The organism is Planobispora longispora (assembly GCF_016863135.1).
Lineage (GTDB): Bacteria > Actinomycetota > Actinomycetes > Streptosporangiales > Streptosporangiaceae > Planobispora > Planobispora longispora.
In genome coordinates this window covers 15,388-35,876 of the sequence record NZ_BOOH01000028.1, presented here as the reverse complement: position 1 = coordinate 35,876, position 20,489 = coordinate 15,388, and the positions used below count along the sequence as shown (strand labels likewise).

At 71.8% G+C, this 20,489-nt stretch carries 18 protein-coding genes; 10 read left to right on the top strand and 8 right to left on the bottom strand.

Translation table 11 applies throughout. From position 1 onward, the window contains the following. Positions 1-20 precede the first annotated feature (20 nt). Entirely contained in the window at positions 21-2,264 is a 2,244-nt protein-coding gene (locus Plo01_RS18375; protein ID WP_203891849.1) for a transglycosylase domain-containing protein, read from the bottom strand. A gap of 105 nt (positions 2,265-2,369) precedes the next feature. Next, a complete protein-coding gene (locus Plo01_RS18370; RefSeq protein WP_203891848.1) occupies positions 2,370-2,849 on the bottom strand; it encodes an Lrp/AsnC family transcriptional regulator in 480 nt (159 codons plus the stop codon). A 102-nt stretch (positions 2,850-2,951) separates the two neighbouring features. On the opposite strand from Plo01_RS18370, the gene hppD reads away from it, so the two are divergent. Beyond that, positions 2,952-4,061: a 4-hydroxyphenylpyruvate dioxygenase gene (gene hppD / locus Plo01_RS18365; RefSeq protein WP_203891847.1), complete on the top strand. Its 1,110-nt coding sequence runs from the start codon at positions 2,952-2,954 to the stop codon at positions 4,059-4,061. 256 nt (positions 4,062-4,317) lie between these two features. After that, entirely contained in the window at positions 4,318-5,790 is a 1,473-nt protein-coding gene (locus tag Plo01_RS18360) for a M1 family metallopeptidase (RefSeq protein ID WP_203891846.1), read from the top strand. A 67-nt stretch (positions 5,791-5,857) separates the two neighbouring features. On the opposite strand, the gene Plo01_RS18355 is transcribed toward Plo01_RS18360, so the two are convergent. Continuing rightward, the gene (locus Plo01_RS18355; protein WP_203891845.1) at positions 5,858-6,904 is read right to left on the bottom strand and encodes an ROK family protein; all 1,047 of its coding nucleotides are present in this window, start codon (positions 6,902-6,904) and stop codon (positions 5,858-5,860) included. Then, entirely contained in the window at positions 6,905-8,065 is a 1,161-nt protein-coding gene (locus Plo01_RS18350; protein WP_239316596.1) for an FIST signal transduction protein, read from the bottom strand. Positions 8,066-8,320: 255 nt separating this feature from the next. Here Plo01_RS18350 and Plo01_RS18345 point away from each other — a divergent pair, with 255 nt between their 5' ends. Further along, positions 8,321-9,727 carry a sigma 54-interacting transcriptional regulator gene (locus tag Plo01_RS18345; RefSeq protein ID WP_203891918.1) on the top strand — a complete coding sequence of 469 codons (1,407 nt, stop codon included), beginning with the start codon at positions 8,321-8,323 and terminating at the stop codon, positions 9,725-9,727. Positions 9,728-9,774: 47 nt separating this feature from the next. Further along, positions 9,775-11,724, top strand: a complete 1,950-nt coding sequence (locus Plo01_RS18340) for a vWA domain-containing protein (protein ID WP_203891844.1) — start codon at positions 9,775-9,777, stop codon at positions 11,722-11,724. A gap of 118 nt (positions 11,725-11,842) precedes the next feature. Here the strand turns inward: Plo01_RS18340 and Plo01_RS18335 are convergent, their stop codons facing one another. Further along, positions 11,843-12,259: a DUF6292 family protein gene (locus Plo01_RS18335; RefSeq protein ID WP_203891843.1), complete on the bottom strand. Its 417-nt coding sequence runs from the start codon at positions 12,257-12,259 to the stop codon at positions 11,843-11,845. A gap of 292 nt (positions 12,260-12,551) precedes the next feature. On the opposite strand from Plo01_RS18335, the gene Plo01_RS41000 reads away from it, so the two are divergent. Genes Plo01_RS41000 through Plo01_RS18325 form a run of 3 tightly spaced genes read left to right on the top strand, consistent with a single transcriptional unit; the run spans position 12,552 to position 13,480 of the window. Next, entirely contained in the window at positions 12,552-12,680 is a 129-nt protein-coding gene (locus Plo01_RS41000; protein ID WP_275415400.1) for a hypothetical protein, read from the top strand. Between the two features lie 52 nt (positions 12,681-12,732). Further along, positions 12,733-13,038: a hypothetical protein gene (locus Plo01_RS18330; protein WP_203891842.1), complete on the top strand. Its 306-nt coding sequence runs from the start codon at positions 12,733-12,735 to the stop codon at positions 13,036-13,038. Between the two features lie 10 nt (positions 13,039-13,048). Further along, positions 13,049-13,480, top strand: a complete 432-nt coding sequence (locus Plo01_RS18325) for a hypothetical protein (RefSeq protein ID WP_203891841.1) — start codon at positions 13,049-13,051, stop codon at positions 13,478-13,480. A gap of 43 nt (positions 13,481-13,523) precedes the next feature. Here Plo01_RS18325 and Plo01_RS18320 read toward each other — a convergent pair whose 3' ends face one another. Both Plo01_RS18320 and Plo01_RS18315 read right to left on the bottom strand, forming a co-directional pair. After that, positions 13,524-14,663, bottom strand: coding sequence for a cystathionine gamma-synthase (locus Plo01_RS18320; RefSeq protein ID WP_203891840.1), 1,140 nt, complete (start codon positions 14,661-14,663; stop codon positions 13,524-13,526). 126 nt (positions 14,664-14,789) lie between these two features. Then, positions 14,790-15,005 (bottom strand): hypothetical protein, encoded by a 216-nt coding sequence (locus Plo01_RS18315; protein WP_203891839.1) that lies wholly within the window; start codon positions 15,003-15,005, stop codon positions 14,790-14,792. Between the two features lie 139 nt (positions 15,006-15,144). Between Plo01_RS18315 and Plo01_RS18310 the strand changes: the two genes are divergently transcribed. Continuing rightward, on the top strand, positions 15,145-16,320 hold the full coding sequence (locus Plo01_RS18310) for a sensor histidine kinase (protein ID WP_203891838.1): 1,176 nt from the start codon (positions 15,145-15,147) through the stop codon (positions 16,318-16,320). Positions 16,321-16,373: 53 nt separating this feature from the next. Here Plo01_RS18310 and Plo01_RS18305 read toward each other — a convergent pair whose 3' ends face one another. Continuing rightward, positions 16,374-17,744: a cystathionine beta-synthase gene (locus Plo01_RS18305; RefSeq protein WP_203891837.1), complete on the bottom strand. Its 1,371-nt coding sequence runs from the start codon at positions 17,742-17,744 to the stop codon at positions 16,374-16,376. A gap of 189 nt (positions 17,745-17,933) precedes the next feature. Between Plo01_RS18305 and Plo01_RS18300 the strand changes: the two genes are divergently transcribed. Next, positions 17,934-18,908 carry an SGNH/GDSL hydrolase family protein gene (locus Plo01_RS18300; RefSeq protein WP_239316594.1) on the top strand — a complete coding sequence of 325 codons (975 nt, stop codon included), beginning with the start codon at positions 17,934-17,936 and terminating at the stop codon, positions 18,906-18,908. Positions 18,909-18,960: 52 nt separating this feature from the next. Beyond that, positions 18,961-20,310: an outer membrane protein assembly factor BamB family protein gene (locus Plo01_RS18295; RefSeq protein WP_203891836.1), complete on the top strand. Its 1,350-nt coding sequence runs from the start codon at positions 18,961-18,963 to the stop codon at positions 20,308-20,310. Positions 20,311-20,489 lie beyond the last annotated feature (179 nt).

The following is a 20,489-nucleotide window of genomic DNA, read 5'->3' as shown; positions in this document are numbered from 1 at the left end:
GCCCCGGAACTAGCTCCGGGTCAGCCGGTGATGCGGGGCTCGGCCACCTGGCCCGTCCGGCCGCCGGTGGGGAGGCCGCTGTCGCCTCTGTCTCCGCCGCCTCCGTTGCCGGTCCCGTCGCCACCGCCGCCGGACCAGTCTCCGCCGTCTCCGTTGCCGTCGCCGGTGCCGTCGCCTCCCCCGCCGTTGCCGTTGCCGGTGCCGTCACCGTTCCCGCCCCCGCCGTCGCCGGTGCCGTCGCCCGGGCCGTCGGGGGTGGGGACGACCGTCACGTCGGGGGCCGGCTCCTCCGTCTCCTCCGGGGTCGGGACGGGCGTCGGCTCCGGCTGCGGAGTCGGCTCGATGAACTCGTCGCCGCCGTACTCGCCGTCCTGGTCGGGGAAGGGGTCGTACCCGTAGGGGGGCGAGTAGCCGCGCGTCGAGGGCTCGGGGAACTGCTCGACGGGCTCGCCCTCCATCGCCTCGGCCATGAACGCGCGCCAGATCTGGGCGGGGTACTGCCCGCCGTACTGGACGCTCCCGCCGACCACCACCGGCTTGTTGTCGTCGCGGAACATGTCCACCGCGACGGCGAGCTGCGGGGTGTATCCGGCGAACCAGGCGGCGGCCGACTTGTCGGTGGTGCCGGTCTTGCCGGCCGCGGGGCGCTCGTAGAGGCGGGCGGCGGTGCCGGTGCCCCCGGTGACGACCTTGGTCAGCGTGTAGGTGACGTCGGCGGCGGTCTGCTCGGAGAACGCCTGGACGCCCTTGACGGACACCTTGTCGGTGCCGTCGGCGTCCCTGACCGAGCGGATCACGTGGGGCTTGCGGTAGACGCCGTCCGCGGCGAAGGTGGCGTAGCCGGAGGCGTTCTGCACGGCGCTCACCGAGGCCACGCCCAGCGGCAGGGTGGCCGCCCCCTGGTGCGGCGCGAGCTGGGCGGCCGGGATGCCCGCGACCTCGGCGGCCTTGACGACCTTGTCGAGGCCGACCTGCTGGCCGAGGTCCACGAACGCGGTGTTCACCGAATGCCGCATGGCCTTGACCAGGTTGACCTGGCCGTAGGAGACCCCGCCGGAGTTGGGGATGCCCTTGGGGGCGGTGGCGACCCGCATGGGCGAGTTGCCCTCGACCCGCGTGTCGAGGGTGAAGCGGCCGTCCTCCAGGGCCGCCGCCAGCGCGTACGCCTTGAAGGTGGAGCCCGCCTGGACCTTGGCGGAGAAGGCGTTGTCGTACTTGTTGGCGGCGTAGCTCCGCCCGCCGTAGAAGGCCAGCACCTCACCGGTGGCGGGGTCGACCGCGGCCAGTCCGGTGCGGACCTTCTTGGGGGTGTCCTCCGGCAGGACCGAGTTGACGGCCTGCTCGGCCGCCGCCATGAGCTTCCGGTCGAAGGTGGTCACGATCTTCAGGCCGCCCTGGTTGACGACCTCGCGGGTGTATCCCATCTGGGCCAGCTCGGTCATGACCTGGTCGAGCATGTAGCCTTCCTGCCCCTTGGGCGTGAAGACCTCCCGGGCCTCCTTCAGCTTCGGGAACCGGACCCCGGCGGCCTCGTCCGCCGACAGCGCGCCGGTCTGCACCATGCCGTCGATCACCCACTGCCAGCGGGCCCTGACCGCCTCCAGGTCGGCGCCCTGGGGCTCGGCGAACCGGGTCGGCTGCTGGATCACCGAGGCCAGGTAGGCGCTCTCGGCGACGGTCAGCTTGGAGACGTCCTTGCGGAAGTAGGCGTCGGCGGCGGCCTGGACGCCGTGGGCGCCCCGGCCGAAGTAGATCGTGTTGAGGTACTGCTCCAGGACCCAGTCCTTGGACTTGGACCGGTCGACCTTCAGGGAGATCATGATCTCTTTGAGCTTGCGGACGGCGGACCGCTCCTGGCTGAGGCCGCTGTAGTAGTTGCGGACCATCTGCTGGGTGATCGTGGAGCCGCCCTGGAGCTGCTGCCCGGTGACCGTGGACCACACGGCCCGCGCGCTTCCCTTCAGGGACACGCCGCTGTCGGTGTAGAAAGAGCGGTTCTCGGCGGCGATGACCGCGTTCCGCAGGCTCTCGGGAACCTTGTCCAGGCTCACGGTCCTGCGGTTGACCCCCTGCTTGGCGAGGACGGTCTTGCCGTCGCGGTAGTAGATCACCGATCCCTGCGCGGTCGCGCCGTCCTGCGTGCTGTCCGGAATCGGGGTCATCGCCCAGGCCACCGCGAACAGGCCCAGAGCCGCGACGAAACCGACGCCGAGGACGACGAGCCCGGCCCGCAGCAGTCTTTTCCCGCGACTGCCCTTCCCCACCTGTCCAACACCCCCCGTTCGAGGCCGCGCCGCCCCCCTCAGCTGCGCGAACCGTTAAGGGTAAACGATGGATAACGAAGTCTGATTCCTTCTCGGATGGTACGGCTACGAGTTCCCCCTGCGCGGGACATCATTCACCAAAGGCAGGATCCGATATGGCACCGGCGTGTCGAGGGCGATCACCGAGGAGGTCCTGACCACTCCCCGGACGTCGACGATCAGGTCGATGACCCGCTGCAGGTCGGCGTTGCTGCGCGCCACCACCCGGCAGTGCATGTCGTCGCCGCCGGTGATCGTGTGGACCTCCAGCACCTCCGGGATCCCCGCGAGCTGGTCGGCGACCGGGTCGTGCCCGCTGACCTGGCGGATCTGCAGGGTGACGAAGGCGGTCACGTCGTAGCCGAGCGCGGCGGGGGCGACGTCGGGACCGTAACCGGTGATCACTCCCCGCTCGGCCAGCCGGTCGAGGCGGGCCTGGACGGTCCCCCGCGCCACCCCGAGCCGCCGGGAGCACTCCAGCACGCCCAGCTTCGGCTCCTCGGTCAGCAGGGAGATGAGCCGGGCGTCGAGCCGATCGATCGTCATGGTGTACAGAGCCTTCGCGCTGACTGGTCAGTAGCTGTACAGATTGTCCACCCAAATAAGTAACTGTTGCACAACCAGCCCAGCAAAACAGACAGTGGGGGCATGAGTGACGCCTTTCCCGTGAACGGCATGGACGCCGTGGTCTTCGCCGTGGGCAACGCCAAGCAGGCCGCCCACTATTACTCCACCGCGTTCGGAATGCGGCTCGTGGCCTACAAGGGCCCGGAGAACGGCAGCCGTGACGAGGTCGCCTATGTCCTCACCTCCGGCAGCGCCCGCTTCGAGCTGCGCGGCTCGCTGCGCCCGGGCACCGACCTCGCCCGGCACGTGGCCGAGCACAGCGACGGCGTGATCGACCTGGCCATCGAGGTCCCGGACGTGGAGGCCGCCTACGCCCACGCCCTCGCCCAGGGCGCCAAGGGCCTGGCGGAGCCGTACACCCTGGAGGACGACCACGGCAAGGTCGTCATCGCCGCGATCGCCACCTACGGCAAGACCCGGCACACGCTGGTCGACCGCTCCAACTACAGCGGGCCGTACCTGCCCGGCTACGTCGCCGCCGAGCCGATGGTCGCCCCGCCGGACGTGAAGAACAACCGGGTCTTCCAGGCCGTCGACCACTGCGTCGGCAACGTGGAGCTCGGCAAGATGGACGAGTGGGTGGAGTTCTACAAGCGGGTCATGGGCTTCACCAACATGGCGGAGTTCATCGGCGACGACATCGCCACCGAGTACTCCGCGCTGATGTCCAAGGTCGTCGCGGACGGCACCCGCAAGGTGAAGTTCCCGCTCAACGAGCCGGCGATCGCCAAGAAGAAGTCGCAGATCGACGAGTACCTCGACTTCTACGGCGGTCCGGGCGTGCAGCACATCGCGCTGGCCACCAACGACATCCTCGCCGCCGTCGACCACATGCGCGCGGCCGGGGTGCAGTTCCTGGACACGCCCGACTCCTACTACGACGACCCGGAGCTGCGCGCCCGCATCGGCGAGGTCCGCGCCCCGATCGAGGAGCTGAAGAAGCGCAAGATCCTGGTCGACCGCGACGAGGACGGCTACCTGCTGCAGATCTTCACCAAGCCGGTCCAGGACCGGCCGACGGTGTTCTTCGAGCTCATCGAGCGCCACGGCTCGCTCGGCTTCGGCAAGGGCAACTTCAAGGCCCTGTTCGAGGCCATCGAGCGCGAGCAGGAGCTCCGCGGCAACCTGTGAGCCGCGTGACGGTCCGTGACCCGCGTCGCCGTGCGACGACACGGCGGCGCGGACGCGGCGGCGGGCGGCGCCACCGCGACGAGCCGTGACGAGCCGCGGCAGGGCCGTTCCCGCAGAGGCCCCGCCGCGGGTCCCGGCGACGGCCCCGTCACACTTTCCAGTCCGTCACGCTAAGTGAGTGCCCGGAAACGCGAGCTCGCGTAGGCTTGCGAATCTGCGCCCCGGCACCGTCCGGGCCGGAAAGGGGACTCTCGGCATGGCGTCGGGTCGGCCGGCCGTCGCGGCAACCACCGTCCTTCTGTTCGCACTGGGCTGCTCCGGGGCCGGCGAGACCGGCGCCCCCGCCGCGCAGAGCACCGCGCCGCCCGGCATCGCCTCGCCCGCGAGCCCCCCGCCCGCCGCAGCGGGCCCGGGCGCGCCCGGGATCGGCGACCCCGACTTCCCCGGCGACGGCAACGGCGGCTACGACGTCGAGCACTACGCCCTGAAGCTCGGCTACACCCCGGAGTCCAGGCACCTGTCCGGGGTGGCCACGATCAAGGCGAAGGCCCTCCACGAGCTGACCAGCTTCAACCTCGACCTGTCCGGGTTCACGATCGAGCGGATCTCGGTGAGCGACGGCGGCGACTCGTGGCAGCGGGGCCTCGCGTTCGAACGGTCCGGAGACGAGCTGACCGTTGCCCCCGTCAACCCGATCCCCGCGGGCGCGGCCTTCACCGTCGAGGTCGTCTACGCCGGGGAGCCCAAGCCGGTCAGAGGCTCCTCCAACCTCGGCACCTACGGGTTCATCCCGACCCGCGACGGGGCCTTCGTCACCTGCGAGCCGAACGGCGCCAAGACCTGGTTCCCCGGCAACGACCACCCGGCCGACAAGGCCCTGTTCGACTTCGAGATCACCGTCCCGGCCGGGCTGACCGCGCTGGCCAACGGCGAGCTGGACGGCGAGCCGGTGACCCGCGACGGCAAGACGACCTACGTCTGGCGGGAGAAGCACCCGATGGTGACCTACCTGGCCACCATGACGCTGGGCCGGTTCGAGCTGCGCGAGGGCGAGACGGCCTCGGGCATCAAGAACCTGGCCGCCGTCGATCCGCGCTACCGCGACTCGCTGGACGACCTCTACACCCTCTCGGGGAAGATCACCGATCACTGGGCCACGGTGTTCGGCCCCTACCCGTTCTCCTCGACCGGCGGCGTGGTGGACGACTTCTCCGCGGGCTACGCCCTGGAGAACCAGACCAAGCCCATGTACGGGGGGTTCGACCCCGACGAGGACATCATCGCCCACGAGCTGGCCCACCAATGGTTCGGCAACAGCCTGAGCATCACCCGGTGGAAGGACCTGTGGCTCAACGAGGGCTTCGCCACCTACTCCGAGTGGATCTGGTCCGAGCACCAGGGCAAGTCCACCGCCGAGCAGATCTTCCGCCGGCACTACTCGGCGGACGACGACGACCCGATCTGGTCCTACCCCCCGGGCCGCGCCGAGCCCGACGACCTGTTCAACAACTCGGTCTACACCCGCGGCGGGATGGCCCTGCACGCCCTCCGGCAGCGCATCGGCGACCAGGTCTTCTTCGACCTGTTGAAGACGTGGACCACCGACCACAAGTACGGATACGTCACGACCGAGGAGTTCATCGCCCTCGCCGAGCGGCTCTCCGGCAAGCAGCTCGACGCCCTCTTCGACGTCTGGCTCTTCCGGCAGGGCAAGCCCGCCACCTGGTGAGCCGGGGTCCGCACGGCGACCGCGTCTCATCCGGCGGAGCCCGGCGCCGCCGATCCCGGGAGAGCCGCTAGTCCTCGGGGGACCAGTAGCGGTCGGCGGCGAGGATGAGGGCGGCGGCGCCGACGAGGCCGGCGTCCTGGCCGAGGGCGGCCGGGACCACGCGGACGCGCCGGGCGAAGTCCAGCCCGGCGTGGGCGCGGAGGGTCTCCTCCAGCGGGTCGAACAGCAGGGATCCCGACTGGGAGAGGCCGCCGCCGACGGTGACCACGTCGAGATCGCACAGGTGGGTGGCGGAGGCGATGGCCAGGCCGAGCGCCCGCCCGGCCCTGCGCATGGCGGTCAGGGCGACGGCGTCCCCCGCCGCGGCGTCCAGCGCGAGCTGCCGCCCGGTGGCGGTCGCCGCCTCGACGTAAGCCGGAGTCTCGACGCCCTCGGCCGTCAGCGCGAGCTGCCGCCCGGTGGCGGTCGCCGCCTCGGCGTAGGCCGGAGTCTCGGCACCCTCGGCCGTCGCCCGGCCCGGGACCCACCCCTGCCCGACCGCCCACGCCGCCAGGCCGGGGCCGCGGGCGACGGCCTCCAGGCAGCCGCGGCCGCCGCACTCGCAGGCGGGGCCGTCCGGGTCGACCACGACGTGCCCGATGTGGCCCGCGTTGCCGCTGCCGCCGTCGATCAGCCGGCCGCCGAGGATCAGTCCGCCGCCCACGCCCGTGGACACGACCATGCCGAGCATGTTGGAGCTGCCCCGCCCGGCGCCCCGCCAGTGCTCGGCCGCCGCCACGCAGACGGCGTCATTGTGGATGCGGACCGGGACGCCGGGGAAACGCCCGGCCAGCCGGTCCCGGAGCGGGAAGGCCCGCCAGCCCGGCATGTTCAGCGGGGAGACCGCCCCCTCAGGCCAGGTCATCGGCCCGCCGCAGCCGATCCCGACCCCGGTGACCGCGGTGTCGCCGGTGACGTCGCAGACCAGCCCGTCGAGCGCCTCCCACAGCGTGCGGGCGTCACCGCCGGGCGGCGTCGCGACCCGCTCCGCCACCCGGATGTCTCCGTCCGGGCCGATCAGGGCGGCGGCGAGCTTCGTCCCGCCGATGTCGATGGCGAGCACAGAATCGGACATTCACCGATCATAAGGGTGATCACCGGGCGCGCGGGAGGAGAAGGCCAGCAGGCACGCGGTGAACCCGTGCACGTGGTTCTGGTCGCCGACGGGACCGATCTCCCCGGCCGCGAAGAAGCCGGCCACGCCGATGGGGCCCAGCGTGTCGTTGACCGCCATCGTGTCGTGGTCGGCGGTGCCGAACATGGCCGATCCGCGGCCGTTGCACGCGAACAGCAGCGCGCCGTCCACCCGCCCGAACTGCTCGCGGTGGGTGTCGAGCAGTTCGTAGAGGTCCTCGTCGGCGGTCGCGGCGTCGCGGACCTGGAAGCGGACGGTACGGCCGATCTCGACGACGTCGCCGATCGCCACGGCCTCCCGGTCGGGGTCGATGCCGAGCACCCCCCGGATCAGGAAGTCGCCGTGCTCGTGCCGCTCGGCGTACTCGTTCATCGCGATGCCGATCTGCAGGCCCGCGGCGACCAGGTCGCGGTCCTCCTCGTCCAGCGCGCTGACGATCTCCTCCAGGCGGGCCAGGGCGGGCTGCCCGGCGAGTTCGAGCAGCAGGTTGTCCTCGACACGGGTGACCGCCATGGACGGGCCGATCGGGCGGCAGCCCTGGCTGACCACCGTGCTGACGCTGACCGCGCCACCGATGATCACACCGACGGCGCCCTCGGTGTAGACCTCTCCGTCGGCGAAGAGCCGCACCGCGTCCCGGCCCTGGAAGGCGTTGGCCAGGCCGCCGACCAGCGGGAGGTTCCCGAGGACCTCGTCCGAGCGCTCGACGAAGCCGTCGGCGGGGAAGCTGTAGGGGTCGGCGAGCAGGATGGCCACCCGGTCGTCGGCGCGGCGCTCGGGGAGGCCGACGACGACGAACCGGTCCTCGGCGCGCAGGCTGTCCAGCGCGAAGGTGGTCAGCCGGGCTCCGTCGAGGGTGGCGGCCCACGCGCTGACCGACGGCGCCACCTCGACCCCCTGCCCCGCCCCGATCACCCCGGTCGCGCTGCAGCCGATCACCGTGGCGCCCGAGGCCAGGCTCATCGCGCGCCGGCCGGCGCGGGCCACTTCCTCCGGGTCGTCACCGCAGACGAAGAAACAGACCAGGTCCGGTGGCCCGCTCAGCCCGCGCAGGGCCTGGCCCACCGCCGACTCGGCCGCCGCGACCAGGTCGGAGTCCACGGCGAGACCATCGGAGAAGCGACTTGTCAACAATGCCACCCGTCTCGCCTCCCCTCTTGTCCGAAGCCTTCACGTCCGGAGTGACTTCCCTGACTCCTCAAAGCTTTTCCTGGAGCGATTCTCCCCACTGCGCGGAAGAGCACGCATGCCGACCGTCACGCAATGGTCAAGATCCGAAATCGGGAGGAGGGGGGAGGAGAGTGATGAGGCTGCCGGTTTCGCCTCCGGCGACGTAGTCTCGTTCCCGTGCCTGACATTCCAGAGCCACGGAACATCCCAGAGCCACAGACTCTGCGCGAGCTTCGCGCGAGTGGCCATATCCACCGCACCGTCAAGGCCGAGATCCGCGAGAACCTCCTGGCCCGCCTCCGGTCGGGGCAGCCGCGGTTCCCGGGCATCATCGGCTTCGACGACACCGTCCTGCCCCAGCTGGAGCGGGCGCTTCTCGCCGGGCACGACCTCGTCCTGCTGGGCGAGCGCGGCCAGGGCAAGACCCGGCTCATCCGCACCGTCTCCGGGCTGCTCGACGAGTGGACCCCGGTCGTGGACGGCTGCGAGATCAACGACCACCCCTACGCCCCCTCCTGCGTCCGCTGCCGCCGCCTGGCGGAGTCCGCGGGCGAGGACCTCCCGATCTCCTGGCGGCACCGCGACGCCCGCTACGGGGAGAAGCTCGCCACCCCCGACACCTCCGTGGGCGACCTGATCGGCGACATCGACCCGGTCAGGATCGCCGAGGGGCGCACGCTCGGCGACCCGGAGACCGTGCACTACGGCCTGGTCCCGCGGAGCAACCGGGGCGTCTTCTCCGTCAACGAGCTGCCCGACCTGGCCGAGCGCATCCAGGTGTCGCTGCTCAACGTGCTGGAGGAGCGCGACATCCAGGTCCGGGGCTACAACCTGCGCCTGCCCCTGGACATCCTGCTGATCGCCAGCGCCAACCCGGAGGACTACACCAACCGCGGCCGGATCATCACCCCGCTCAAGGACCGCTTCGGCGCCGAGATCCGCACCCACTACCCGCTCTCGGTCGAGGCCGAGCTCACGCTCATCCGCCAGGAGGCCGCGCTCGACCACGTGGGCGCCGACCTCCCCGACCACCTGATCGAGGTGATCGCGCGCTTCACCCGGCTGGTCCGCGAGTCCACCGCGGTCGACTCGCGCTCCGGCGTCTCGGTCCGTTTCTCCATCGCCGCCGCCGAGACCGCCGCCGCCTCCGCCGTACGGCGGGCCGCGCTGACCGGCGAGGAGCACGCGGTGACCCGGGTGGCCGACCTCCCCGGCATCGTGCACACGCTCCGCGGCAAGGTGGAGTTCGAGGTCAGCGAGGAGGGGCGGGAGACCGACGTCCTGGCGCACCTGCTCCGCCGGGCCGTGGCCGAGACCTTCCGCGGCACGCTCGGCGGCATGGACCTGACGGTGCTGCTGGAGAAGTTCTCCGAGGGCGCGCAGGTGGAGTCCGGGCCCATGGTGCCCGCCGCCGAGCTGCTCCGCGCGATCGGCCCGGTGACCGGCCTGGCCAAGATCATGTCGCGGCTCGGCATCGGCGACGAGTCCCCCGGGCACGCGGCGGCGGCGCTGGAGTTCACCCTGGAGGGGCTCTACCTCCTGCGCCGCCTGTCCAAGGACGAGGCGGACGGCGCGGCGGTCTACCGCACGTGAGCCGCGAAGGCCGTACCTGAGTACATGAGCTGTGAGGGCGGAGTGGCATGAGCTACCGCTATGGCGAGTACCGCGACGGGCCCGACCCGCTCGCCCCGCCGTACGACGTGCGTTCGGCGCTGGACAGGATGGGCGACTCCATCCTGTCCGGGTCCAACCCCGGTCACGCCCTGCGCGACCTGCTCCGGCAGGGCCTGCCCGACGCGGACAACCGGCGCGGGCTGGACGAGCTGCTCCGCGAGGTACGGCGCCGCCGCCGCGAGCTGCGTGAGCGCGGCCGGCTGGACGGGACCCTGGAGCGGGCCAGGGCGCTGCTGGACAAGGCGATCGGCCAGGAGCGGGCGGAGCTGTTCCCCGATCCCTCCGACGACGCCCGGTTCCGCGAGACCCGGCTCGACGCCGTTCCGGACGACCCGGCCGGGGCGATCCAGGATCTGAGCGCCTACGACTGGCGCTCGGAGGCCGCCCGGCGGACCTTCGAGGAGCTGCGCGACCTGCTGCGCAGGGAGGTGCTCGACAGCCAGTTCCAGGGCATGCGGCAGGCGCTGGCCGATCCCGACCCGGCGGCCATGGAGCGGGTCCGCCAGATGATGTCGGAGCTGAACGACATGCTCGACCGGGACGCCCGGGGCGAGCACACCCAGGATGATTTCGATAGCTTCATGTCGAAATATGGGGACATGTTCCCGGACTCCCCGCGGAACCTGGAGGAGCTCGTCGACAGCCTGGCCCGCCGGGCCGCGGCGACCCAGCGCCTGCTGGCCTCGCTCACTCCGCAGCAGCGGGAGGAGCTCGCCAATCTGATCAACCAGACGCTGGAGCAGACGGGACTGGCCGAGCAGATGCGCCGGCTGGGCGACTCCCTCTACGCCCGCCGCCCCGACCTGGCCTGGCACACCCCCGAGCGCCTCACCGGCGACCAGCCGCTGGGCATGGGCGACGCGGTGACCGCGCTGGACGAGCTCGCCGACCTGACCCAGCTGGAGGCCGCGCTCCGCCAGGACTACCCGGGCGCCAGCATCGACGACGTCGACGAGGCGGCGGTCCGGCGCGCGCTCGGCCGCTCGGCCGTCGACGACCTGAACGCGCTCAAGCAGATCGAGCGCGAGCTGGAGCAGCAGGGCTACCTCCGCCGCCAGCGCGGCAGGCTCGAACTCACCCCCAAGGCCGTCCGCCGCCTCGGCGAGACCGCCCTGCGCCGCGTCTTCGCCTCCCTCGACGCCGGCCGCCGCGGCGACCACGACCAGACGGACGCGGGCGCCGCCGGGGAGCTCACCGGCTCCACCCGCCCCTGGCGGTTCGGCGACGAGCAGCCCATCGACGTGGTCCGCACGGTCGTCAACGGCGTACGGCGCGGCGCGGGCCGGGGCGGCGCGGTGACCCTGTCGGTGGACGACTTCGAGGTGGCCGAGACCGAGCGGCGCACGGCCGCGGCGGTCTGCCTGCTGGTCGACCTGTCCTACTCGATGGCCCTGCGCGGCACCTGGGCGGCGGCCAAACAGACCGCGATGGCCCTGCAGGCCCTGGTCAGCTCCAAGTTCCCGCAGGACTCGGTGCAGATCATCGGCTTCTCCAACTACGCCAGGGTCCTTGCGCCCGACGAGCTGGCCGGGCTGGAGTGGGACATGGTCCAGGGCACGAACCTGCACCACGCCCTGCTGATCGCGGGCCGCCATCTGGACCGCCATCCCGACTTCGAGCCGGTCGTGCTCGTGGTCACCGACGGCGAGCCGACCTCGCACCTGCGCCGCAACGGCTCCTACGCCTTCGAGTGGCCGCCCACTCCGGAGACCCTGGAGCTGACGCTGTCCGAGGTGGACAAGATGACCCGGCGCCGGGCGACGCTCAACGTGTTCATGCTCGCCGAGGACGAGCGGCTGAAGGAGTTCGTGGACGAGGTCGCCCGGCGCAACGGCGGCCGGGTCTTCTCTCCCAGCCCCGAGCGCCTCGGGGAGTATGTCGTCAGCGACTTCCTGCGCGCCCGCCGCGCCCGGTAGGCCCTCCCGGGGCCCGCCGGTCGCGCGCCGGGCGCGGGACTCCGCGAAGGGGCCGCCCGGACGTCCGGGCGCGGCCCCGTCAGGTCAGCGGGCCCGTCAGGTCAGCGGGCCCGTGGGGTCAGGCGTGGGCCATGTAGCCGTTGAGCGCGACGTCGAAGCCGTCGCGGTAGTGCCGGTAGGAGCGGTAGCAGGGGCGCCAGGCCGTGCTGTTGCCCACCCCGGCCCTGGCCTCGGCCACGGCCGCCGGAACCCGCTCGGGGCGGAGCAGCAGGCCGCCGCCGAGATAGCGGGACCCGGCCAGGACGGTGCAGGCGTCCGGGCCGCCGGAGACGAAACGCCCCCAGCGCCAGCCGCTCTCCTCGTCCCACACCAGGGCCTCCCCGCCGGCCAGGCGGATGGTGCCGGCCCTCGGATCGCACGGGCCGTCCCACCAGGTCTCGGCCTCCGCGCCCAGCACCTGCGCGACCCTGCGCAGGTAGAAAACGGGCTGGTGCCGCCACTCGGCGGTGTACGGCTCCACATGCTCCACGGCCATACGGGCACTCCTTTGTGCCTTATGAACGGTCTCGAACACGGCGCCCGCCCGGCACGGCCGCGGCTGCGATCGGCGCTGCGATCGGCGGCGGCCCATCACACGGGGACGAGCTCCCCAGTGATCCTACTCACACCGCCGCAGTGCTCTGAGCAGAACGGACGAGATGCTCGCAAAGCCACCGAATCCATTTGTCACCCGAAACGTAATCCTCCGGTGACAACGAATTCCCCGTTCCCTCCGTCCTTCTTATCGAGAACGTTTTTCCGCCGACCGCCCGGAGGGAGGGAGTCAGATGATCGCGATCATTCTCATCGCGTTGATGATCGTCGCTATCGTGGGGTTCGAGCTGATCATGGGTTCGCGCCCGCGCACCCGGCAGGACACTCCCGACCGTGAGCGGGAGGGTTCCGGCCTGTCTTGAAAGACGGCGATATCCGGGGAAGGCTGGTTTCCAGCCTTCCCCGGAGGCGCTCATGTGGACAGCGGCTTTGATAGTCGGCGGCGCCGTGCTCGCCGTTTTCCTCGTCGTCCTCACACTCGTCGCGATCAGCATTCACGTCGAGGACAACCGGACCACGATCACCGGCCGGGCTCCCGGCGTCACGACGGCGGGAGCCCGGCGCCTCCTCGGCGTGAAGGTCGACCACGGCCTCTGCCGGGCGAGACCGTGGAACGCGTGCCCGCTCTGCCACCACCTCCTGCAGGAGGAGGGGATGGACGACACTCCCGGCCGATCGAGGTCCGCCAAGCCGTACCCGGACGAGATCGCCGGGAGCTAATGTCTGGCGCATGAACGACCTGCTGCTCTGGCTGCACATCGGTTTCGCGATTTTCGCCCTGGGACCGGTCACCGCCGCGACCGTCTCCACTCCCCGGTTCATCCGCGCCCGCAACGTCGACGTCCTGCGCTATCTGAACAGGACGACACGCGCCTACGCCATCGCCTCCGTCGGCGTCTTCCTGTTCGGCGCGCTGCTCGGCCGGGAGTTCCTCGGCAGGCCGTACCTGTCGGTCTCCATGACGCTGTTCATCGTCGCCGCCGTGCTCCTGTTCATCGTGGAGCGGGACCAGCGGACCGCCATCCGGGCCCTCGGCGACGAGGACGCGGACGGCGACGACGCCAAGGGGCAGACCGCCCGGATCGCCATGCTCTCCGGGCTGGTCTCGGTGATCTGGCTGGTCATCCTGGTGCTGATGGTCTGGGGCGACCCCACTCCGTGACCCCCGGGCCGCGACGCGCAGCGCCGCCGTGAATACAGCGGCCCTATCCCAGGGCTTGGGTGAGGTCGGCCAGGAGGTCGTCGACGGTCTCGATGCCGACCGAGAGACGCACCAGGTCGCCGGGGACCTCCAGCGGGGACCCGGCCGCGGAGGCGTGGGTCATCCGGCCGGGGTGCTCGATCAGCGACTCCACGCCGCCGAGCGACTCGCCCAGCGTGAACAGCTTGGCGCGGTTGCAGATCTCCACCGCCTCGGCCTCGCCCCCCGCGACCCGGAAGGAGACCATGCCGCCGAAGCGCTTCATCTGCTTGGCCGCCACCTCGTGGCCGGGGTGCTCGGGCAGGCCCGGGTAGAGCACCGAGGTCACCTTGGGGTGGGCGAGCAGGAGGTCGACCACCCGCTCGGCGTTGTCGCAGTGGCGATCCATGCGCACCGCGAGCGTCTTGAGGCCGCGCAGCGTCAGCCAGGCGTCGAACGGGCCGGCCACCGCGCCCATCGCGTTCTGGTGGTAGGCGAGCCGCTCGCCCAGCTCGGGGTCCTTGGCGACGAGCGCGCCGCCGACCACGTCGGAGTGGCCGCCGACGTACTTCGTGGTGGAGTGGACGACGATGTCCGCGCCCAGCGCCAGCGGCTGCTGGAGGTACGGCGAGGCGAAGGTGTTGTCCACCACCAGCAGCGCGCCGCAGTCGTGGGCGAGCTCGGCCAGGGCGGCGATGTCGGAGACGCCGAGCAGCGGGTTGGTGGGCGTCTCAACCCAGACGATCTTCGTCTTCTGCGTGATGGCGGCCGCCACCGCGCTCAGGTCGTCCAGCGCCACCGGGTCGTAGTGCAGCCCCCAGCGCTCGTTCACCTTGGCGAAGAGCCGGTAGGTGCCGCCGTAGGCGTCGTTCGGAATGATCACGTGGTCGCCCGGCTTGCAGACCGCACGCAGCAGGGCGTCCTCGGCCGCCAGCCCCGAGGCGAAGGCCAGGCCGCGCACGCCGCCCTCGACGGCCGCCATGGCCTCCTCCAGGGCGGTCCTGGTCGGGTTGGCCGACCGGCTGTATTCGTATCCGGAGCGCAGCCCGCCCACGCCGTCCTGCTTGTACGTGGACACCGCGTAGATCGGCGGCACGACGGCCCCGGTCTGGGGGTCGGCCTCCTGACCGGCGTGGATGGCCAGGGTCTCGAATCCTTCATTCATACGGCCCACGCTACTCCGCCCCGGCGCCCGGGCCGTGTACGGAGGGCGGGCGGCACGCGGCTCCCGCCGTCCCGTCCGGCGCGGCGGAGACCAGGCGGCTCCCGCCGTCCGTGCGGCGCGGGAGGGCTAGGCGGCCCGTGACTCCCAGCCGTCCGCGGGACGCGGCCGGAGCGAGACCACGTCGGCGTCCCCGCCGGTGACGCGCGGCGCCTTGATGTGGCGGCCCCTGCCGCCCTCGGCGGGCTCCCCGTTGATCCGCGAGAGCAGGACCGGGTCGGCGATCACCAGCGACAACACGACGACGAGCCCGAGGCCCAGCAGCACGATCCCGATGACAGTCATTTCCTCTTCCCCCTTCGACCTCTCAAGCATCGGTCCCGGGGGCGTCGCCGCACCTCCGCTGAAGGACCGGTTCGCCGGGACAGAGCTCGTCCAAACGGTTGATATGCCGCATCAGCCACCGGGACTAGGCTCGATGCCCGTGGGGGAAAGCAACCGGCTCGTCTACTGGATCCAGCGGCTCAGCGAGATCGCCCTGCTGTGCTGGCTCGGGCTGCTGCTCCTGTTCGACATCGCGATCGCGGTGACGGCCTCCTACGGCCCCCAGTTCCTCTCCCCCGTCTGCGGGGCCTACGGGATCTACGCGGTGTGGCGGCGGCAGCGCAGCCGGATCCGGCCCTTCGTGATCCTGCTGGCGCTGTCGTTCACGGCCAGCCTCGCCATCGGGATCGTCAAGGACGGCGGCCTCCCCGGGTTCGCCGAGACGGGATCGCTGCTCATCCTCACCATCGGCGGACTGCGCTGGATCGAGCCGATCAGGAACGCCGTGGTGTTCGCGCTGGCCTCGATGGTGGTGCTGGAGGCGTCGGCGGGACGGACCGGACAGGACGACGCCTCGCTGGCCGGGGGCTTCCTGCTGTTCGTCGGCTGGTCCGTCGCGGCGGGCGTCGGCGCCTACCTGCGTTTCCAGCTGGAGCGCCGCAAGGAGGCCGTGCACTCGGTACGGCGGTCCGAACGCCTGGAGCTCGCCAGGGAGCTGCACGACCTGGTCGCCCACCACATCACCGGGATCGTCGTCCAGGCCCAGGCCGCCCGGGTCGTCGCCGAGCAGAAACCCGAGGCCGTCCTGCCCGCGCTCGACGCGATCGCCGGGGCCGGGGCCGACGCGCTGACCTCGATGCGCCGCCTGGTCAGCGTCCTGCGCGCCGAGGACGACGCCGCCCGCACCCCCGGCACCAGGCTGGCGGACATGCGCGCGCTCGTGGAGCGCTTCTCGGCCGGCGGCCCGAAGGTGGCCTTCGAGGTCGGCCAGGGCGTCAGCGACGACACCCTGGCCCCCGAGGTGCTGACCACCCTCCACCGGGTCCTGCAGGAGTCCCTGACGAACGTGCGCCGCCACGCCCCGGGCACCGCCTGGGTGGAGGCCGAACTGCGGCTGGCAGGCCCGTGCGTACGGCTGCGCGTGCGCAACTACGGCTCGGCCGCCGACTCCAGGGTCTCCGGCCTCGGCGGCGGTTTCGGCCTGGTCGGCATGGCCGAGCGCGTCGAGGCGCTCGGCGGCCGTCTCTACGCGGGGCTCACCCCGCAGGGCGCCTGGGAGGTCCTCGCCGAACTCCCTGTCCATGGCGACACTGACGCGTCGCGGCTCGGGGGCTGACAACCGGGAGAGGCGCCCCCTCGCGGGTCCCGGGCGAGGGGGCGCCTCGCGGGTCAGCGGTTCGCCAGGAAGGCCAGCAGGTCCTGGCGGGTGAGCAGGCCCACGGGCTTGCCGTCGTCGAGGACCACGGCGGCGTCGGCCTTCTCCAGGGCCTCGACCGCGTGGGAGATGGGCTCGCCGGAGCCGATCATGGGCAGCGGCTGGGACATGTGGTCGGCCAGCGGGTCCTGCGGGCGCACGCGGCCGCGGTAGAGGGCGTCGAGCAGGTCGCGCTCCACGATCGAGCCGACCACCTCGGCGGCCATGACCGGCGGCTCCTCCTTCATCACCGGCAGCTGCGAGACGCCGTACTCCCGCATGATGGAGATGGCGGTCTCCACCGACTCGTGCGGGTGGGTGTGCACGAACTCCGGCAGGCCGGAGCCCTTGCCGCTCAGCACGTCCTTGACCAGGCCCTCCTCGGAGGAGGTCGTCAGGAAGCCGTAGTCGGCCATCCACTCGTCGTTGAAGATCTTCGACAGGTAGCCGCGGCCGCCGTCGGGCAGCAGGACCACGACCACGTCGTCCGGCCCGGCCTGCCTGGCCACGCGCAGGGCCGCGACCGCGGCCATGCCGCAGGAGCCGCCCACCAGCAGGGCCTCCTCGCGCGCCAGCCGCCGGGTCATGCCGAAGGAGTCCTTGTCGGAGACCGCGATGATCTCGTCGCAGATCGTGGTGTCGTAGGTGGCCGGCCAGATGTCCTCGCCGACGCCCTCCACCAGGTACGGCCGGCCGCTGCCGCCGGAGTAGACCGAGCCCTCGGGGTCGGCGCCGATGACCTTCACCCGGCCGCCGGAGACCTCCTTGAGGTAGCGGCCGGCGCCGCTGATCGTGCCGCCGGTGCCGACGCCCGCGACGAAGTGGGTGATCCGTCCCCCGGTCTGCTCCCAGATCTCCGGCCCGGTGGAGTGGTAGTGGCTGTCGGGGTTGTTCGGGTTGGAGTACTGGTCCGGCTTCCAGGCGTTGGGAACCTCCCTGGCCAGCCGGTCGGAGACCGAGTAGTAGGAGTTCGGGTGGTCGGGCGAGACGGCGGTCGGGCAGACCACGACCTCGGCGCCGTAGGCCCGCAGCACCGCGATCTTGTCCTGGGCCACCTTGTCCGGCACCACGAACAGGCACTTGTACCCGCGCTGCTGGGCCACGATGGCCAGGCCCACGCCGGTGTTGCCCGAGGTGGGCTCGACGATCGTCCCCCCGGGCCGGAGCTCGCCGGACTTCTCCGCGGCGTCGATCATGCGTACCGCGATCCGGTCCTTCACCGAGCCGCCGGGATTGAAGTACTCGACCTTGGCGAGCACCTGGGCGGGCAGACCCGCCGTCACCTTGTGCAGCCGTACGAGCGGGGTGTTGCCCATCAGCTCCACGAGCGAGTCGTACACGCGCATCGTGATGATCACCTCGAATTGCCAAAAGCCGGGGTCGGCTTGTCGTGTGGGAGGCCGGTCCCCAGGGGGTGACGGGACGCGGCCGGTTTTCCACCCAAAGCTACCGCTGAGCCGTACCGCGCGACCGCTGGACCGCACCGCCGCAGGTGCGCAGGTGAATCCCAGGACGATCAGGGAAGAGAATGTGCTGTGATCTGGACACCGGGGGTGGCGCGGGCCGCCCGGCGCATCGCGGCCACCGCGGCGGTGGGGGGAGGCGGTCTCACCGCCCTCGGCGTGGCGACGTACGGGCTCCTGTACGCCCAGGGCATCCTGGCCCGCCGGGTCATCGGCCGTCCGCACGGCCTGGACGGCCCGCCCTCCGACGGGGTCTACGGCGACTTCGCGGGCGAGCCGATCCGCCTGGCCATGCTGGGCGACTCCACCTCGATCGGCCTGGGCATGACCGACCCGGCCGACACTCCCGGCGTGCTCATCGCGTGCGGCCTGGCGGCCGTGGCCGAGCGGCCGGTCCGGCTCGTCGCGGTCGGCGTCTCGGGGGCGGCCTCCGCCGAGCTCGGCGAGCAGGTCGACCGGGCGCTCAACGCGAACCCGGAGATCGCGGTCATCTTCATCGGCAGCAACGACATCACCACCCAGACGTTTCCGGCGCAGGCCGTACGGCACCTGCAGAAGGCCGTGCGGCGGCTGCGCGAGGCCGGAGCCGAGGTGGTCGTGGGCACCTGCCCGGATCTCGGCACGGTCCGCCCGCTGGCGCAGCCGCTGCGCTGGGTGGCCCGCCGCTGGAGCCGGGAGCTCGCCGCCGCGCAGACCGTCGCGGTCGTGGAGGCGGGCGGGCGGACGGTGGCGTTCGCGGACCTTCTCGGACCAGAATTCGCCGCAAATCCGGGCGAGATGTTCGGACCAGACCGTTACCACCCATCTCGCCGAGGCTACCTACAAGCCGCTTACGCGGTGCTACCGTCTGTGTGCACCGCGCTGGAGCTGTGGCCAGAGCCCCGGCCCGCGCGCGGTGAGTCGATCTACCTCGCGGCGGCCAGAGCCGCGGAGGAGCCCGGCGCCGAGGTGTCCGCGACCCGCGTCGCCGGCCGAGCGATGGGTCCCCACGGGCGGTGGGTGACACGGCTCCGTCGGCGGCCCGGAGCGCTGCCTCACGACGCCTGAGCTCGGTCACGCTCCGCGGCGATGCCGTCACGCCTCGCCTCTTTGGAGTGGAATGACCGTGATCCGGCCTCATGCGAAACCGGCTCTGGCGCTCGCCTGCGCCCTGTCCCTGGCCGGCTGCTCCGGCAGTGAAGCGGCCACGCAGGAGTACCCCACCTGGCACGACACCGGACTGAACACGGTGAGCCGCACGGTCGTCGCCGGGGGCGTCGTCATGGCGACGACCATGAAGCCCGACGGGACACTGGAGAACGTCGCCCTCGACCTCGCCTCGGGCAAGCGGCTGTGGTCCTCTCCCACGACCATGGCGGGCCGTCTGCCGGGGATGGGCGTGCCGCCCCCCGCGATCGTCGAGACCGGCAAGGGCCATGCCGTGGCGGTGACCCTCGACCCGTTCCGCAAGGGCCGCTGGAACGCCCGGCTCGTCGGCCGCGACGTGCGGACCGGGGCCCCGAAGTGGGCCCGCCCGGTGCACTCGACCTTCGGCCCGCAGCAGTGCGGGCCGTTCGTCTGCGTGCCGGAGCACACCGCGCTCTCGGCGGCCCGGGTCGTCGTGCTCGACCCGGCCACCGGCGCGCCGGCGTGGAAGATCCCCGGGATCGCCGAGGTCGAGTGGGCCGACGCCACCCGCGCGGTGTTCCTGCGCATGGCCCGCAACCCCGTCCTGGAGGCCTACGACCTGCGGACCGGCAAGCCCCTGTGGCGGCAGCCGATCGAGCGGGCGCTCGGCGCCGGAGTGGACCTGTCGGGCGGCTGGTCCTTCGGCGCGACCTCCGAGGACCTCGTCGGCTACGTCGCCCCCTACACCAATCCCCGGACCAAGAAGGTCTCCACCTTCGGGCTCTTCTCCGTGCGGCTCTCCGACGGCGGGGTCAACTGGATGCGCCCCTCGGTGGTGCGCGTCTACCCCAGCGGCAACCCCGGCTACGTCCCGGTGGTCCGCCCCGTCGACCAGCGGGGCCAGTACGGCGGGTTCGCCCGGCTGGACGCCGAGAGCGGCCGGGTCCTCGGCCAGATCCCGGCGAGCCAGGTCCCCGCCTCGGGCTGGTGGCTGGCCTTCCCCTCCCGGATGGACAAGATCGGCTTCCTCCGCCACGGCAAGCCCGGGACCGCTTTCGACCTGGCCACCGGCAAGAGCCTGGAGGACAGGGAGCCGAAGGGCTGGTCCTTCTGCGTCACCGATCCCAAGCCGCTCCCCCTCAAGGGACAGCACCCCGGGTTCTACTCGGTGGCCTCGCTGTGCGAGTTCGACCTGGCCACCGGCAAGCGCACGGCGAACGCCGGCCCCCCGCCCGGCTGGTTCACCGGCAGCCAGGGCGGCTGGCGGGTCTGGCGCGACGAGAAGGGCGGCCTGCACGCGGTCAACGACGCCACCGTCACCTCACCGGGCATGTACGGATGACCTCCGGCCCAGCCGCGGACGCGTCGGCATTGTACGGATGACCTCCGAACAACGCACCCCTTTGGCATCACGTAACAAAGTTCTGTTTCTTCCACCCCCGGGTCATGATGGGCGGACTACCGAAGGGTAATCTCCGCAGAAGGAGCGATTAGCGAACAGACCCGCGAGGGGGCTCCGGC